12 protein-coding genes are annotated in these 14,343 nt (G+C 42.2%); 7 read left to right on the plus strand and 5 right to left on the minus strand.

Features of this window, described 5'->3' with window-relative positions:
- Positions 1-21: 21 nt before the first annotated feature.
- Positions 22-1,950: a bile acid Fe-S flavoenzyme BaiCD gene (gene baiCD, locus I588_RS10785; protein ID WP_010756526.1), complete on the minus strand. Its 1,929-nt coding sequence runs from the start codon at positions 1,948-1,950 to the stop codon at positions 22-24.
- A 157-nt stretch (positions 1,951-2,107) separates the two neighbouring features.
- Between baiCD and I588_RS10790 the strand changes: the two genes are divergently transcribed.
- A complete protein-coding gene (locus tag I588_RS10790; RefSeq protein ID WP_010756525.1) occupies positions 2,108-3,316 on the plus strand; it encodes a helix-turn-helix transcriptional regulator in 1,209 nt (402 codons plus the stop codon).
- A gap of 55 nt (positions 3,317-3,371) precedes the next feature.
- Here I588_RS10790 and I588_RS10795 read toward each other — a convergent pair whose 3' ends face one another.
- A complete protein-coding gene (locus I588_RS10795) occupies positions 3,372-4,325 on the minus strand; it encodes a tocopherol cyclase family protein (protein WP_010756524.1) in 954 nt (317 codons plus the stop codon).
- Between the two features lie 143 nt (positions 4,326-4,468).
- A complete protein-coding gene (locus I588_RS10800) occupies positions 4,469-4,849 on the minus strand; it encodes a MerR family transcriptional regulator (protein ID WP_010756523.1) in 381 nt (126 codons plus the stop codon).
- A 223-nt stretch (positions 4,850-5,072) separates the two neighbouring features.
- On the opposite strand from I588_RS10800, the gene I588_RS10805 reads away from it, so the two are divergent.
- Entirely contained in the window at positions 5,073-6,038 is a 966-nt protein-coding gene (locus I588_RS10805) for an aldo/keto reductase (RefSeq protein WP_010756522.1), read from the plus strand.
- A 403-nt stretch (positions 6,039-6,441) separates the two neighbouring features.
- Here I588_RS10805 and queA read toward each other — a convergent pair whose 3' ends face one another.
- Positions 6,442-7,473: a tRNA preQ1(34) S-adenosylmethionine ribosyltransferase-isomerase QueA gene (gene queA / locus I588_RS10810; RefSeq protein ID WP_010756521.1), complete on the minus strand. Its 1,032-nt coding sequence runs from the start codon at positions 7,471-7,473 to the stop codon at positions 6,442-6,444.
- A gap of 222 nt (positions 7,474-7,695) precedes the next feature.
- Between queA and I588_RS10815 the strand changes: the two genes are divergently transcribed.
- The 5 genes from I588_RS10815 to I588_RS10835 all read left to right on the plus strand — a co-directional run bounded on the left by I588_RS10815 (position 7,696) and on the right by I588_RS10835 (position 12,252).
- Positions 7,696-8,583, plus strand: a complete 888-nt coding sequence (locus tag I588_RS10815; protein WP_010756520.1) for a VOC family protein — start codon at positions 7,696-7,698, stop codon at positions 8,581-8,583.
- Between the two features lie 266 nt (positions 8,584-8,849).
- Complete coding sequence (locus I588_RS10820; protein ID WP_010756519.1) at positions 8,850-10,028, plus strand: betaine/proline/choline family ABC transporter ATP-binding protein; 1,179 nt, start codon at positions 8,850-8,852, stop codon at positions 10,026-10,028.
- Between the two features lie 2 nt (positions 10,029-10,030).
- Complete coding sequence (locus I588_RS10825) at positions 10,031-10,666, plus strand: ABC transporter permease (RefSeq protein ID WP_010756518.1); 636 nt, start codon at positions 10,031-10,033, stop codon at positions 10,664-10,666.
- 24 nt (positions 10,667-10,690) lie between these two features.
- Positions 10,691-11,584 (plus strand): osmoprotectant ABC transporter substrate-binding protein, encoded by an 894-nt coding sequence (locus tag I588_RS10830; RefSeq protein ID WP_211219406.1) that lies wholly within the window; start codon positions 10,691-10,693, stop codon positions 11,582-11,584.
- A 5-nt stretch (positions 11,585-11,589) separates the two neighbouring features.
- Positions 11,590-12,252, plus strand: coding sequence for an ABC transporter permease (locus I588_RS10835; RefSeq protein WP_010756516.1), 663 nt, complete (start codon positions 11,590-11,592; stop codon positions 12,250-12,252).
- A gap of 46 nt (positions 12,253-12,298) precedes the next feature.
- On the opposite strand, the gene I588_RS10840 is transcribed toward I588_RS10835, so the two are convergent.
- Positions 12,299-14,122: an APC family permease gene (locus I588_RS10840; RefSeq protein WP_010756515.1), complete on the minus strand. Its 1,824-nt coding sequence runs from the start codon at positions 14,120-14,122 to the stop codon at positions 12,299-12,301.
- Between the last annotated feature and the right edge of the window lie 221 nt (positions 14,123-14,343).

Here is a 14,343-nt window from a genome sequence, read left to right on the forward strand (position 1 = left end):
GCTTTATTCTCCCTTCTAATATTAAATACTTCTCGCTAATTCTGCGGCTTCTGCTGTTGCATCGATTGCCCGACGCGGCTGCAGCGCATCGCCGATTACATAATAATCCAGCCCTTGTGTTTCGCAATAGTCGGCAATGGCTTCGAAGGCGCGACTTCGAGAACCAATGGCCAAGACAACATGATCACTTGGCAAACGTTCTTCTTTGCCCTCCTTCATTACAAGGACACCGTCATCAGAAATACTTAAGCACGTAGTCTCGGTCATGGTTACAACGTTATCTGCATATAAATGTTCCATCACAGTGATTTTTCTAGTTGAGCCTAGATCTTTGGCAATCGTGTCGGTCATCTCAATCACGGTAACCTCACCACCAGTTTCTGCCAAAGTTTCAGCTACCTCTAGACCGACTAAGCCACCACCGATAACCACCGTTTTACCTGCCAAATGTGGTTTGTTTTGTAAAATGTCTACAAAGTTATGCACGTTCTGCCCTTCAATTCCCGGAATCGCTGGTATAAGTGGCTGTGCACCAATAGCATTGATGACTACATCTGGTTTCAGTTCAGCTAACAGATCAGGTGTGACGGGCGTATTCAACCGTACTTCTACCCCCGCTCGTTGCATTTGTTCGCCCTTCAATTCAGCGGCATCCTTCATTTCCTGCTTGCGAGGTGCCATGCCAGCCAATAGGAATTGTCCGCCTAAACGATCGGATGCTTCCGCCAAAATGACATCAAATCCGCGTTCCTTCAACGTCATTGCAGCTTCCATTCCAGCCATTCCTCCACCAGCAACCACAATTTTCTTCATTTCATCAGCTGGTTTCAACCGGTATTCTCGTTCTTTCCCCACCGCTGGATTTCTCAAGCAAGTAATGTGAGGGATATCCGCTCGTTCACAGGCATCATAGCAGCCTTGGTTACAGCCAACACAGTAAACAATGTCTTCTAGCTTGCCTGCTTCGGCCTTATTCAAGAAATCTGGATCAGATAGCTGGGCACGGCCGATCCCAATCAAATCTACTTTTCCAGCCGCCAGAATTTCTTCAGCTAATTCCGGTCGATTCACCCGACCGACTCCCATGGTGATTATGCCAGTTTCTGCTTTTATGCGCGCCGCATTTTCAATGTTGAAGCCGAAGGGAATATCAATTGGCGGCACTTCGTATTTCAAGCCGCTGGAGATGATATTGCCGCGAGAAACATCCGCAACATCTACACCACGTTCCTTGGCCCACTTAATAAACTGGATGACTTCCTCAATGGTTAGTCCATTTTCCAGATAGTCATCATGGGCGTCAATCCGCATAAACAAAGGCATCGTGTCTGGCAGCGCAGAACGAACTGCCTCAATTACAGCCAACGGGAAGCGTGCACGATTTTCTAGACTGCCGCCGTATTCATCGGTTCGGCGATTGATTCCTCCAGATAGGAAGGAATGCAAAATATAATTGTGACCTAAATGGATTTCTACACAATCAAAATCTGCCTCTACTGCACGGCGAGCTGCTTGCCGATAGCACTCAATCAGCTCAGCAATCAATTCTTTACTGGCACCCGGAATCGTGTATTCGGGTGATACCGGCATGTCACTGGCAACAATCACCTGAGAAGTCGGGTCCGCGGCAACTGCGATACTGCCTTGCCAAAGCTGAACGCCGGCTTTTCCGCCGTACTCGTGGATTGCGGCTGTTAATTCCTGCATTCCGGGAATGAAACGATCTTCTGCTAACGACAGATAGTGACTAGGAATGGAGCCTGCATGAACCCCAGTTACCTCAACCATGTTCAAGGCGGATCCGCCTTTTACCCGTTCTACATGAAAATCAATCAATTGCTGTGTTACTTGGTTGTCCTTCGGGAACTTAGTACCCATTGCTGGCATAATGGCACGATTCTTCAAAGTCAGTTGGCGAATAGTGACCGGTAAAAAAAGTGTCGGAAACATAATATATCCTCCTCCTTGTGAATGATTCAACAATATTTTCTCACACCTTTTGAAACCATTCTGGACAAAAGGATCACATCTATTCTCATTTTATTAGCCATTAACTAAAAAAACGCTATCATTTATGGTATTCTGAACTTGAGAGGAGGAATTCCTTGTGGGAGATTACGAAAATATTCACACTTATTCCTTAGCGGAGTATCACCAGCAATCCTTTGAACCTGTTGCTTTTGAAGCTGAACAGAAAAAGCTGATCCGTTCTGAGGAATTGCATGCCCATGATTGTATTGAACTGATTTATATTATGAGTGGTCAAGGGAGCTTGCATGTCAATGGTCGACAATATGATTTTGAACCAGGAGCATTAATTCGGCTTTTTCCCTTTCACATTCATGCTTTAGAAAATAAGGCCGTGACAGTTGAGTATATCTATTGCCGATTTCCACTTTCGGTTTTGATGTATGTAGATGTTGATTTGTCAAAGCGTTACAGCAGCTATTACATTCTCGAGAATTTACCCCCAGTAGTGACTATCCCTCTCACTAACCAGATGAAGGTACAGCAATCTTTTATCGAAATTTTGGAGGAAAAAGAACAGGCGGATATTTACTGTGACAATTTAATAATTGCCGAATTAACGAAGCTTTCTTTGTATTTTGAGCGAGCCTCTCAGCAGGCGGAAAAAATCCCGCAGGAACAAACAGCTATTTGGCAAGCTTTGCAATACATGCATTTGTACTTCAATCAAGAACTGAGTGCTAAAACAGTGGCCGAAAAATTCCAGCTCTCGGTAACCCAGTTGAACCATCAGCTTTATCAAAAAACCGGAACAAACTTTATGGGCAATTTGCATGAGATTCGCATTCGCAATGCCTGTGCCATGATGCCGTTTACTGAATTGTCGATTGCCTATATTCAACGCTATGTTGGTTACAAATCGCCGGCCACCTTTTATCGAGTGTTTAAGAAGCTAAAGGGAACGACACCTGAGGCCTATCGGAAGAGCAATTTACCACAGGAAACAACTATTCACGAGAAAGCTGATACGGTCTGGAAAATCATCCTGTTTGTCGCAGAGCATTTCAAAGAGAGTATTAGTCTGGATGATGTAGCAAAGCGCCTTTTCTTGAGCCCTCACACAATTAAGCAAACGCTGCAAGATGATCTGTCTATCAACTTTTCTGACTTGCTTTTAACCATTCGCATGGCTTATGCATCCTCCTTGATTAAAGCTACCAAATTGGAAATCGCCTATATTGCGGCTTACGTGGGCTATGATTCTTTACGGAGCTTTAATCGGCACTTCAAAGAGTATCTAGGTGTGACACCGCGGGAATATCGATTAGAAGGAAAAGAAAAAACGTAGAGCAGCTCCTCTGCTCTACGCTTTTAAGTTGTGGGTTTCAGATTTCTATCACTCATTAATAGGTAAAAGAGCTAACCTGACCGACCTCTTCAAATCCCGACATTCGGCCCTCGCCTTCAAAGATCTGTTTACCTTGTTCCATTAAAGTGATATTAATGGTCGTATTCGCATTTTCACGGATAATCCGGTTCATTTCACCTTGGCTTGGTGCCATTAACGCGTGGCCCACACGACTATCAACAGCTATTCTTAATACTAAATCTTTTTGTTTAAGGGTTATTATCAGCTGCTCATTTTCTCGGGTAATGGATTGAACCTTTCCCCCATGATAAGTGGCAATTCGGTATTCTTTTCCAGCAATTACTAACACACAGATTAAGCCCAAAAACTCGAAGCCGATAAACGGAATATCTGCCAAGGAAAAGAAAAACTGAACATCTCTCTTCGAAAATTTATTCGATTGTACCCAAATATAGGCCTTAGGAAATGACGTTCCCCAATCCTTCTCGATATAGCCTGTTCCTCCAGAAAAATCAATCACCTGCCCATTCCAAGTAAGACTGCCCTGTAAAGAATGCTCCATACTTAAAATGCCATGATAGCATTCCATAAAGCTTAAATAAGAAAAAGGACCCATGATGCTTGGTGCAAATTTACTCCGTTGAATTGGTGCAAATGGCCCGTAAGTAATTTGTCCTGAGATAGCTAGCTTCTCTTTCTCATCCTGAATGTCTAATGAGATTCCTTCTTCTCCAAACACATTGTTGCCAATGCGCACATGAAAATGATCCTTTTCTGCAAAAAAATCATCCTCAGCAAAATGAATCATATGAGAGCTGTCGTCATGAATAATTTGAATAAAAGGGTGCTTACTTCCATCCTGCTCAATCGAAATCCCTGGAATAAAAGCATAGGCCTGTTGCTCTATTTGATGTTTCAAATACCAGCCTTCAAAGAAAGTATGCTGCTTTGTTTCTCCGTGATAAGCAATATCGGTTGTTATTGACATTTTTTCGCCGCCCTTTCAACGAAACGTTTTCATTTATATTCATTATACTGAACTGCTGAAAAAGTAGCGAAGAATGAGCATCGGGGAGAAGTCTTTCGTTTATGCCCTGACTTATTTCAAACCTATTAACTTCCACTCATCGATCATCCATCCAATTCATTGGCTTCATACTTTAATACTCGTTCCTCGTACCCCTCAATTTTTTTATCTAACCGAGCTAACACATTTTGCATATCGCTGATTCGCAAGGCTAAATCTTCTCGCTGGTCCAAAAGTAGTTCCTTTCGGGCAGGTATCGTCTCAGCACCTTGTTGAAAAAGTGTTACGTACTCAATTAATGTTTCCACCGAAATCCCTGCACTTCGCATTGATTTGATATAGAAAACCCAATTTTCATCATATTCTGAATAATCTCGATACCCATTCTTCATCCGATTTACTTTCGGCAGCAAACCGATTCGCTCGTAATATCTCAACGTATCTATAGAAAGATCATATTTTTGACTGACTTCTTTGATATTCATGCTAGTTCTCCTTCACTTATTTTGTATTACTAGTATAAACTATGGAGTGAACTCCTAGGCAAGCAATGAATCAGTATTCTTTTGATTGATTTGTATTCGCTCGGCGAAAAAGCAGAAGATAAGGAAACCACCGTAGAGAAAATTTGACAAATGTCTTGCGCTTGAGTTAACTCCATAGTTTAAGATAAGTCCTATACTAACTATCGAATGGAGCGAAGCAGATATGAAAATGAGACGATTAGGTAAAACAGCTATTGAGATTTCTGCAATTGGTTTAGGAACAATGGGAATGGACCACGCCTATGGTCCTCAAGCCGATCGTAGCGAAATGATTAAACTTTTGCGTAAAGCCGTTGAACTTGGCTGTAATTTTTTTGATACAGCCGTAGTTTATGGAGAAGCCAATGAAGAATTGTTAGGCGAAGCCTTTGAACCCCTTCGCGAGCAGGTCGTGTTAGCAACAAAATTTGGTATCATAGGACAAGAAATCGTAGATGGAGAGCCACAAAATATTTTAAACAGTCAGCCTAAGTCAATCCGAGAACAATTAGAAGGATCACTGAAACGCCTAAGAACAGATGCTATTGATCTGTACTATCAACATCGGGTAGATCCAAACGTTGAGCCGGAAATTGTAGCAGCAACGATGAAAGAATTGATTGCAGAAGGAAAGATAAAAGCATGGGGAGTATCAAACGCGCCAATTAATTATATTAAAAGAGCACATGCTGTTTGTCCAGTTTCAGCCGTTGAAAATCAATATTCTATGGTGTGGAGAGAACCTGAAAAAGAACTATTCGATTTGTGCGAAGCCTATGGCATCTCTTTTGTGGCTTATAGTCCGCTGGGAAATGGTTTTCTAAGTGGAAAAATCTCAAAAGACACCAAGTTTCCTGAAGGAGATTTCAGAAATTTCATGGGTCGTTTCAAACCTGAAGTGATTGACCATAATAAAGCACTCCTAGATATTATCGCAGATGTTGCTGCACGTAAAAACGCTACATCCGCACAAATCGTCTTCGCTTGGGAGCTAGCTCAAAAACCGTTCATTATTCCAATCCCTGGTACAACAAAGCTCCATCGTCTCAAAGAAAATCTTGGTAGTGCAGATATCATTCTTACTCAGACTGAGCTGAATGAACTTAACGAAGCACTCGCTAAGCTTGAGGTTGACGAAACTCATTTTTAATACTTGATGAGAAGCCTATTCCAACAGCAGAATTCTATGTATAAGAAAGGTAAGCCTGGAGGCAGATTTTAATCATCTCCATTTAATTTTTCGCTATCTGTGGTAATTGACTATTACCTATCTTTCTTCCCTAAAGATTAATAAATCCATCTACACATAATGGTCCTAGTCTTTGAATTTGAAGATTTCATAATAGCTTCTAACGAATGATTAGATATTTTGAATAATCCTGATTTTTCAAAATGTCACAACAGCACAGCTACTTTTTTGGTAATTTATTCAGGTCATTTAGTACAACACTAAAAAAACAGCTTACAACAACTTTCCCAATAGTAGCTGTTAGAAAGGGTATTGTAAGCTGATAAAGTAGTAGTATCCGTTCTTATACTTCCTATAGCCGAACCTACTTCACGAACATGGCATCGCCAAAGCTAAAGAAACGATAGCGTTCGTCAATGGCATGCTGATAAGCGGCCAAGGTATTTTCTCTTCCAGCAAAGGCACTTACCAGCATCACTAAGGTTGATTTTGGCAAATGGAAATTGGTGGAGAAGGCTTGGACTACTTTAAATTCATACCCAGGAGTAATGAAGATATCCGTCCAGCCGCTGTCAGCCTTAATTTCACCGTTGAATTTGGTTCCGATTGTTTCCAAGGTACGAATCGAGGTAGTTCCTACGGCTACGATTTTGCCGCCATTTTCACGTACTGCGTTTAATTGATCAGCCGCTTCTTGAGTCAGGCGATAAAACTCGCTGTGCATTTCGTGTTCAGCAATATTGTCCACACTGACTGGTCGGAAGGTGCCTAACCCGACATGCAGAGTTAAATAAACCAGTTTTATCCCTTTTGCTTCAATTGCCTGCAGCAGCTCTGGTGTAAAATGCAAACCTGCTGTTGGGGCAGCTGCTGAACCATTTTCTTTGGCATAAACCGTTTGGTAACGATCTGGATCTTCCAGGCGCTCCTTGATGTATGGAGGCAGAGGCATTTCGCCTAATGATTCCAGGTTTTCTAGAAAAATCCCTTCATATTGAAACTCCACAATTCGTCCGCCATGCTCCAGCTCTTCTTTTACTTCCGCCCGCAAGCGGCCATCACCAAAGACGATTTTTGTGCCAACTTTGGCCCGGCGAGCGGGTTTAATCAAGGTTTCCCACTGGTCTCCTTGAGTATTATTCAATAAAAGAACTTCCAAATGTCCGCCGGTTTCTGGCTTTTCACCATATAAACGGGCTGGTAAGACACGCGTGTCGTTCATTACTAGGGCATCTCCTGGTGCTAATTCATCAATAATGTCATGGAAATGCTTATCCTCTACCTCTCCTGTTTGGCGATCCAAGATCAGCAGGCGGGAGCTGTCTCGCTTAGACAGTGGGGTTTGAGCGATCAGTTCCTCAGGCAAATCAAAATCAAAATCTTCTGTAGTTAACATATTTTTCTTCCTTTTTTCTATTAAAGTATTCGTGACCGTCTCTATCCTAGCAACGGTATTTCCTCGGCTATTCTAACACGCATGGACTGGAATGGAAAGCAGACTCCTTTGAATCCTATTAAATGTGCGTTATACTTACTTTTAGTAAAAGTAATACCGATGAAGATTTTCGATAGCTAAATAGCATTCATTATAAATTTACCATTAAAGGAGCAAACCATTATGACCTACTATCATCATGTTTCACTATTGACGCGACACAAGGAAGAAAATGTTGCCTTTTATACCCACTTACTCGGCCTGCGATTTGTCAAAAATACAGTCAATCAAGACAATCATCGCATGCTTCATTATTATTATGGAGACTATCAAGGTGCTCCTGGCTCAGTTATTACCTTCTTTGTCGTTCCTAAACTAGGCCATCGCTACGATAATGACCATTATTTAGCAGAAGTGGAGTGGAATTTACCGGCAGGAAGCTTGTCATACTGGAAAGAGCGGCTAGAAAAGCAGCAGGTTCCCTTCACGCAGCAGCAAAATCAGCTGCTCTTTAATGATCCAGATGGTGTAGCCCTCATTTTTACGGAAACAGATCAGCCGCCGTTAAATGAAAATCATCGAGTGGCTAATGAGGTACCGGCGGACAAGCAGCTGTTGGGCTTGCGCTCCATCCATTTCCATGTGCCTGAACCGGCAAAGACTAGCGAATTCTTCAGAAAACTACTGGACTGGCAGACAGAAGATGGTGTGATCCCTTTAAGCTCTCAGGAATTCGTAAAAATTTCTGCCTCAGATACCACCGATACTAGCCGCATGGGACGTGGCAGCATCGACCATGTCGCCTTTGCATTAAAGGATGAGGACACCTTAACAGCTCTTTACAAGAAAGCGCAAGAGCAGCAATGGCAGATTGAGAAAATTGTTTCTCGCGGCTACTTTAAGAGTCTTTATATTCGTGAACCAGGCGGCATTCGAGTTGAGTTTGCGACAATGGGGCCGGGCTTCACCATCGACGAAGATTTGGCTCATTTAGGAGAGTCTTTTGCCCTGCCGCCCTTCTTAGAAAATCAACGAAATGAGATCGAAAAGCAGCTTTATCCCGAAAATTAGTCAAAAATCTTCAATCCTTCCATTCGTTGCGGAGGATTGTTTTTTTATTTTTTTGACTCTTTTTGCTTTTCTGCCAAGCTATACAGTGCTTATTATAAGCTTCCTTAATAATTAAAATCACATCTATTAGTTATTTTATAATCTTATAAAATGCCTGTAATACGCCATTTTAGACCTGATAAAAGCTTTCAGATTTGTCTTTTTCTCATATTTATAGCATACTAGAAGTATCAGAAATGATTGAAAGGATATAAAGGTGGAAAAAAATGATTGAATTTGATAACGTTTCAAAAATATACCCAGGCAACAAAATGGCCGTCGAAAATGTCAACCTTTCCTTCAATAAGGGTGAGTTTATTTGTTTAATTGGTACTAGCGGGAGCGGGAAAACCACGACGATGCGGATGATTAATCGGATGATTGATCCCACCGAAGGAACCATCAAAATTGATGGTGAGGACATTCAGCAAATTAACCCTGTCGAGCTGCGCCGTCAAATTGGTTATGTCATTCAAAACATCGGTTTAATGCCCCATATGACAATCCGTGAAAATATTACCCTCGTACAAAAATTATTAAAAGTCGATCAAGACAAACGTGATAAGACAGCTGAACGAATGATTGATTTAGTCGAGCTGCCTAGAGATATGCTGGACCGTTACCCGCATGAGCTGTCTGGTGGACAGCAGCAGCGGATCGGGGTTGTTCGTGCCTTAGCTGCCGATCAAGACATTATTCTGATGGATGAACCCTTCGGTGCCTTAGACCCTATTACCCGTGATTCCTTGCAGGATCTAGTAAAGGATCTTCAGGAACGTTTAGGGAAAACCATCGTATTTGTTACCCATGATATGGATGAAGCCCTGAAATTAGCCAGTCGAATCGCTATTATGGATGGTGGTCATGTTATTCAGTTTGATACACCAGAAAATATTCTACGTGCCCCTGCCAATGATTTCGTTGAAGAGCTTTTAGGTGAGGATCGTCTGCTGCAGGCCAAATCAGATACGACAACAGTTGGCGAAATTATGATGCACACCGCTGTTTCAATTACTCCTGAAAAGAGCCTGCAAAGTGCCGTTCGTCTAATGCGGGAAAAACGGGTGGATACCTTACTGATTGTCGATGAAGACAACACCTTAAAGGGCTTCGTGGATGTTGAAACCATCGAAAAGGAACGTCGTCGCAGTGCAGCAACTAGTGTAGGCGATATTATCAACACAAAAGTATTTTATGTAAAAGAGTCTGCTTTGCTGCGTGACAGTTTGCAGCGTATTCTAAAACGCGGCGTTAAATACGTCCCAGTAGTGGATGATCATAAGCATCTAGTTGGTATCTTGACTCGTGTTTCCTTGGTGGATATTGTCTATGATGCATTATGGGGCGAGGAAGATGCTGTCATCAGTGCTGCTGGACCGATTACCGCTACGAATGAGGAGGCGTAAGCATGCAACAATTCATTAATGAATACGGCGGACAAATCCTGACTAAGAGTGCCGAGCATATTTATATTTCTGCTTTTGCACTTGGCTTAGGTATTTTGTTTGCGGTACCTTTAGGAATTTTATTGACCCGCTTGCCTAAGGTTGCCAATATAGTTATCGGAATTGCCAGTGTTTTGCAAACCGTCCCTTCACTAGCATTGTTGGCTTTAATGATCCCCTTTTTCGGGGTCGGAAAACTGCCTGCGATCATTGCACTGTTTATCTATTCTTTGTTGCCGATTTTGCGTAATACTTATATTGGTATGAAAAATGTTGACAGCAATTACCGAGATGTCGCCAAAGGGATGGGCATGACCAACATGCAATCAATTATTTCAGTTGAACTGCCAATTGCTATGCCTACTATTATGGCTGGGATTCGTCTGGCTGCTGTATACGTAGTGGCTTGGGCAACCTTGGCTTCTTATATTGGTGCTGGTGGATTAGGTGATTTGATCTTTAGCGGATTGAACAACTTCCAACCGCCATTGATTTTTGCCGGAACAATTCCTGTTATCATTATCGCTTTATTGTCAGACTTCTTGTTGGGCGTATTGGAAGACAAAATGACCCCAGCTGCACTACGGAAGGAGGAGTAGTCTGTGAAGAAAGCAAAATTACTTATGTTAGGACTCGCGCTACTTTTTCTAAGCAGCTGTTCATTCCCTGGGTTATCCTCTAATGATAACGAGGACACTGTCGGAATTACTGGCGGAGTGACCTCGGAGGCTCAGATTTTAGGTGGTATCGTGTCCGAAATGATCGAACATTATACCGACTTGAATACTACAGTCATTAACAACTTAGCGACTACAACCATTAATCATCAAGCAATGATGAACAATAATGCGTCGATCTCAGCAGCTCGTTATACTGGTACAGATGTCACCACTACTTTGGGACTGCCAGCTGAAAAAGACCCGGAAAAAGCTTTCGATCTAGTCAGCAATGAGTTCGAGAAACGCTACCAGCAAACCTGGTTCCCTTCTTACGGCTTTGATAATACCTATGTTTTCTTAGTTCGCAAGGATACCGCTGAAAAGTATAACTTGAAAAAGGTTAGTGACTTGAAAAACGTTGCCGGCGAACTAACAGCTGGAGTTGATACCGCTTGGATTACTCGTGAAGGCGATGGCTATGATGGCTTCAAGCAGGCCTATGGTTTTGAATTCTCATCGATTCTGCCAATGCAGATTGGTTTGGTTTATGATGCAGTAGATGCTGGAAGAATGGATATTGTGCTGGGCTACTCTACCGATGGCCGGATTGCCAGTTATGACTTAGTGATGCTGGAAGACGACTTGAATTTCTTCCCACCCTACGACGCAGCTGCTGTCGCAACTGATGAAGTTCTAAGAAAAAATCCAAAAATTCGTGAAGCCTTAGATAAATTGGCCGGAACGATTGATACCGAACAAATGCAGAAATTAAACTATCGTGCCGATAACGACTTGGTGGAACCATCTGTAGTAGCCAAGGAGTTCTTAGAAGAGCACAATTACTTTGAAGGGAAGTGAGCGCAATGGAAAACATGAACACGTTTCAACAATTCTTTGAATATTTTCAAGTGAATGGCGGCTATGTCTTCTCACAATTCTATCGCCACTTCTTGATTTCAATTTATGGGGTACTTTTTGCTGCTTTGGTAGGCATCCCGGTAGGTATCTTCATTTCTAAACATTACAAATTAGCCAACTGGGTGATCCGGATTGCAAACATCATTCAAACCATCCCTTCATTGGCGATGATTTCGATTTTGATGTTGGGCTTAGGACTAGGAGCAAACGTGGTTATTCTAACCGTGTTTCTTTACTCCCTTTTGCCAATCATCAAAAATACCTATACCGGAATGCGCCAGGTCGATCGGAATGCCTTGGACGTGGGGAAAGGCATGGGGATGACTTCTTTCCAACGCTTATACATGATTGAATTACCTTTATCGGTCTCAGTCATTATGGCAGGGATTCGGAATGCCTTGGTTGTTGCCATTGGTATTACAGCCATTGGTGCCTTCGTGGGAGCAGGCGGCTTAGGAGATATCATTATACGTGGGACAAATGCCACGGATGGTACTGCGATTATTTTAGCCGGTGCACTGCCGACAGCCTTAATGGCAATTATTACTGACTGGCTGTTAGGCTTAGTGGAACGCCGTTTAGATCCAGCAACTAAAACAAGCAAATAGCAAAAAAGCTAGAAACAGTGGTACACACACCGTTTCTAGCTTTTTTTTATTTCTTCAAATGATAGTTATAGGTACTGATAATAATATCATCCCGATAGGACAATCGTAAACGCAAGCGCAAAGCCGTTTGGTTATGCAGGGAAAGCTTCCACGCTTTGTTCGGTACGAACTCTGGAATTAATACCGTCGTTGTATAGTTGTATTTCTTGGATTTCTTACTTACCCGATCAACATAACGAGTAACAGGATTAATAATTGAACGATACGGTGAATGTACCACGGAGAAACGAATATCAGGAAACTTCTCTTTAAATTCCTTTTGAATTTCCTTTTCCTTTTCCGAATTTTCATCTAAGGACACATGCATCGCAAGGATATAATCACCAATTGAACGCGCATAATTAATCGCTCCAATATTTACTTGAGTGACATTTCCCACCAATACAATGACCGTATTGCCATCGTATTCATGCAGCTCGACATCCTCAGCCAAACGCAATTGTTCCGCCACATTTTGATAATGTTTATGAATCTTGTAGAAAATATAAATCAAAATCGGCATGATAATGAAGAATGGCCAAATATCATTCAAGCGATAAACAAACAGAATAACCACAATAGAGAAGGAAATCAGTGCGCCGATAATATTAGCGATTGATTTTCTTAACCATGAACCACCTTCACTGTACCATTTCTTCACCATTCCCGTTTGCGAGAGAGTGAAAGGAATAAATACACCTACTGAATACAAAGGGATTAAGCGTTCCGTTGAGCCTTGGAAAATCAGCAGCAATACAATTGAACCTAATGCCAACGTGATAATCCCATTCGAATAGCCTAAGCGGTCCCCGCGATCTTGGTAGCGGTGAGGAAGATATTTATCTTTCGCCAAGTTGTAAGCCAGAACTGGAAAAGCTGAGAAGCCAGTGTTAGCCGCAACCGCTAAGATCAACGCAGTCGCAAACTGCATAATGTAGTACATAATCCCTTTACCGAAAACCGATTCGCCTACTTGAGACAACACCGTTACTTGTTCAGATGGCACGATTCCATACCAATAGTTTAAAAAAGTAATCCCGGTAAAGAAGAAAGCCAGAATAATTCCCATCATGGCTAAGGTTCCAGCAGCATTCTTTGCTCGCGGTTTCTTAAAGAACGGTACTGCATTACTGATGGCTTCAACCCCAGTCAGTGAGGAAGAACCTGATGAGAAGGCCCGCAGCAGCAGGGCGATACTAATCCCTGGTACAAATGATCCCGGCTGAGCAGTTGCATTCATAGGCGCCATTCCGGTTACAATTTTGAATAATCCAACCACAATTAAAATAGTCATAATAGCAATAAACGAATAAACCGGAAGCATCAAAAAGCCAGCGGACTCTCTAAGTCCCCGTAAATTCATCAGCATTAACAGCAATACAATTATTATAGCAATCAATACTCGATGACTATACAAAGCCGGTATGGCTGACGCAATGGCTTCTGCTCCAGCAGAAACCGATACTGCTACCGTCAGCATATAATCCACTAGCAGTGAACCACCTGAAATTAAGCCGGCACTTTTCCCTAGGTTCTCACTGCTGACAACATACGCCCCTCCGCCATGAGGATACGCATGAATGATTTGTCGATAAGAAAGAATCAACGAGGTCAACAAGACCAGTACTACTGCTGCTATTGGCAACGAATACCAAATCGCTGCAGCAGACAACGTTACTAACACAACTACGATCTGTTCCGTACCATACGCCACTGATGACAGTGCATCGGAGGAAAGCATCGCTAAAGCTGCAAATCGGGTTAAGCTTTGATCATCATTTTCAGAGGATTTCAAAGGCTTACCTACCAGCAGCCGTTTCAAATAATTCACTTTGTTCAACTCCTTATTTTTAACGAATCGCTTCGGTTTTTCGCACCATTTAAGCTTCTCTTCTTAGTTTAGCTGCTTTTTTTAGACTTTCCCATTATCCTGCCTAGCAGCTTGGTAGATTTAGCGAGAAGCTGAGCAAGGCAAATTAGCCGTCTTCATCTGCTAAATAACTACAAGCAATCGCCATACTACTCGCCTTTTTAATAAAAGTCAATATTAGT

It is taken from the genome of Enterococcus pallens ATCC BAA-351 (assembly GCF_000407485.1).
Classification (GTDB): Bacteria; Bacillota; Bacilli; order Lactobacillales; family Enterococcaceae; genus Enterococcus_A; species Enterococcus_A pallens.

Bases quoted from the DNA above. Each gene is read 5' to 3' on its own strand.
- queA (WP_010756521.1), bottom strand. From the start codon at position 7,473: ATGTTAACTACAGAAGATTTTGATTTTGATTTGCCTGAGGAACTGATC.
- I588_RS10800 (WP_010756523.1), bottom strand. From the start codon at position 4,849: ATGAATATCAAAGAAGTCAGTCAAAAATATGATCTTTCTATAGATACG.
- I588_RS10835 (WP_010756516.1), top strand. From the start codon at position 11,590: ATGGAAAACATGAACACGTTTCAACAATTCTTTGAATATTTTCAAGTG.
- I588_RS10820 (WP_010756519.1), top strand. From the start codon at position 8,850: ATGATTGAATTTGATAACGTTTCAAAAATATACCCAGGCAACAAAATG.
- I588_RS10830 (WP_211219406.1), top strand. From the start codon at position 10,691: ATGTTAGGACTCGCGCTACTTTTTCTAAGCAGCTGTTCATTCCCTGGG.
- I588_RS10805 (WP_010756522.1), top strand. From the start codon at position 5,073: ATGAAAATGAGACGATTAGGTAAAACAGCTATTGAGATTTCTGCAATT.
- I588_RS10795 (WP_010756524.1), bottom strand. From the start codon at position 4,325: ATGTCAATAACAACCGATATTGCTTATCACGGAGAAACAAAGCAGCAT.
- baiCD (WP_010756526.1), bottom strand. From the start codon at position 1,950: ATGTTTCCGACACTTTTTTTACCGGTCACTATTCGCCAACTGACTTTG.
- I588_RS10815 (WP_010756520.1), top strand. From the start codon at position 7,696: ATGACCTACTATCATCATGTTTCACTATTGACGCGACACAAGGAAGAA.
- I588_RS10825 (WP_010756518.1), top strand. From the start codon at position 10,031: ATGCAACAATTCATTAATGAATACGGCGGACAAATCCTGACTAAGAGT.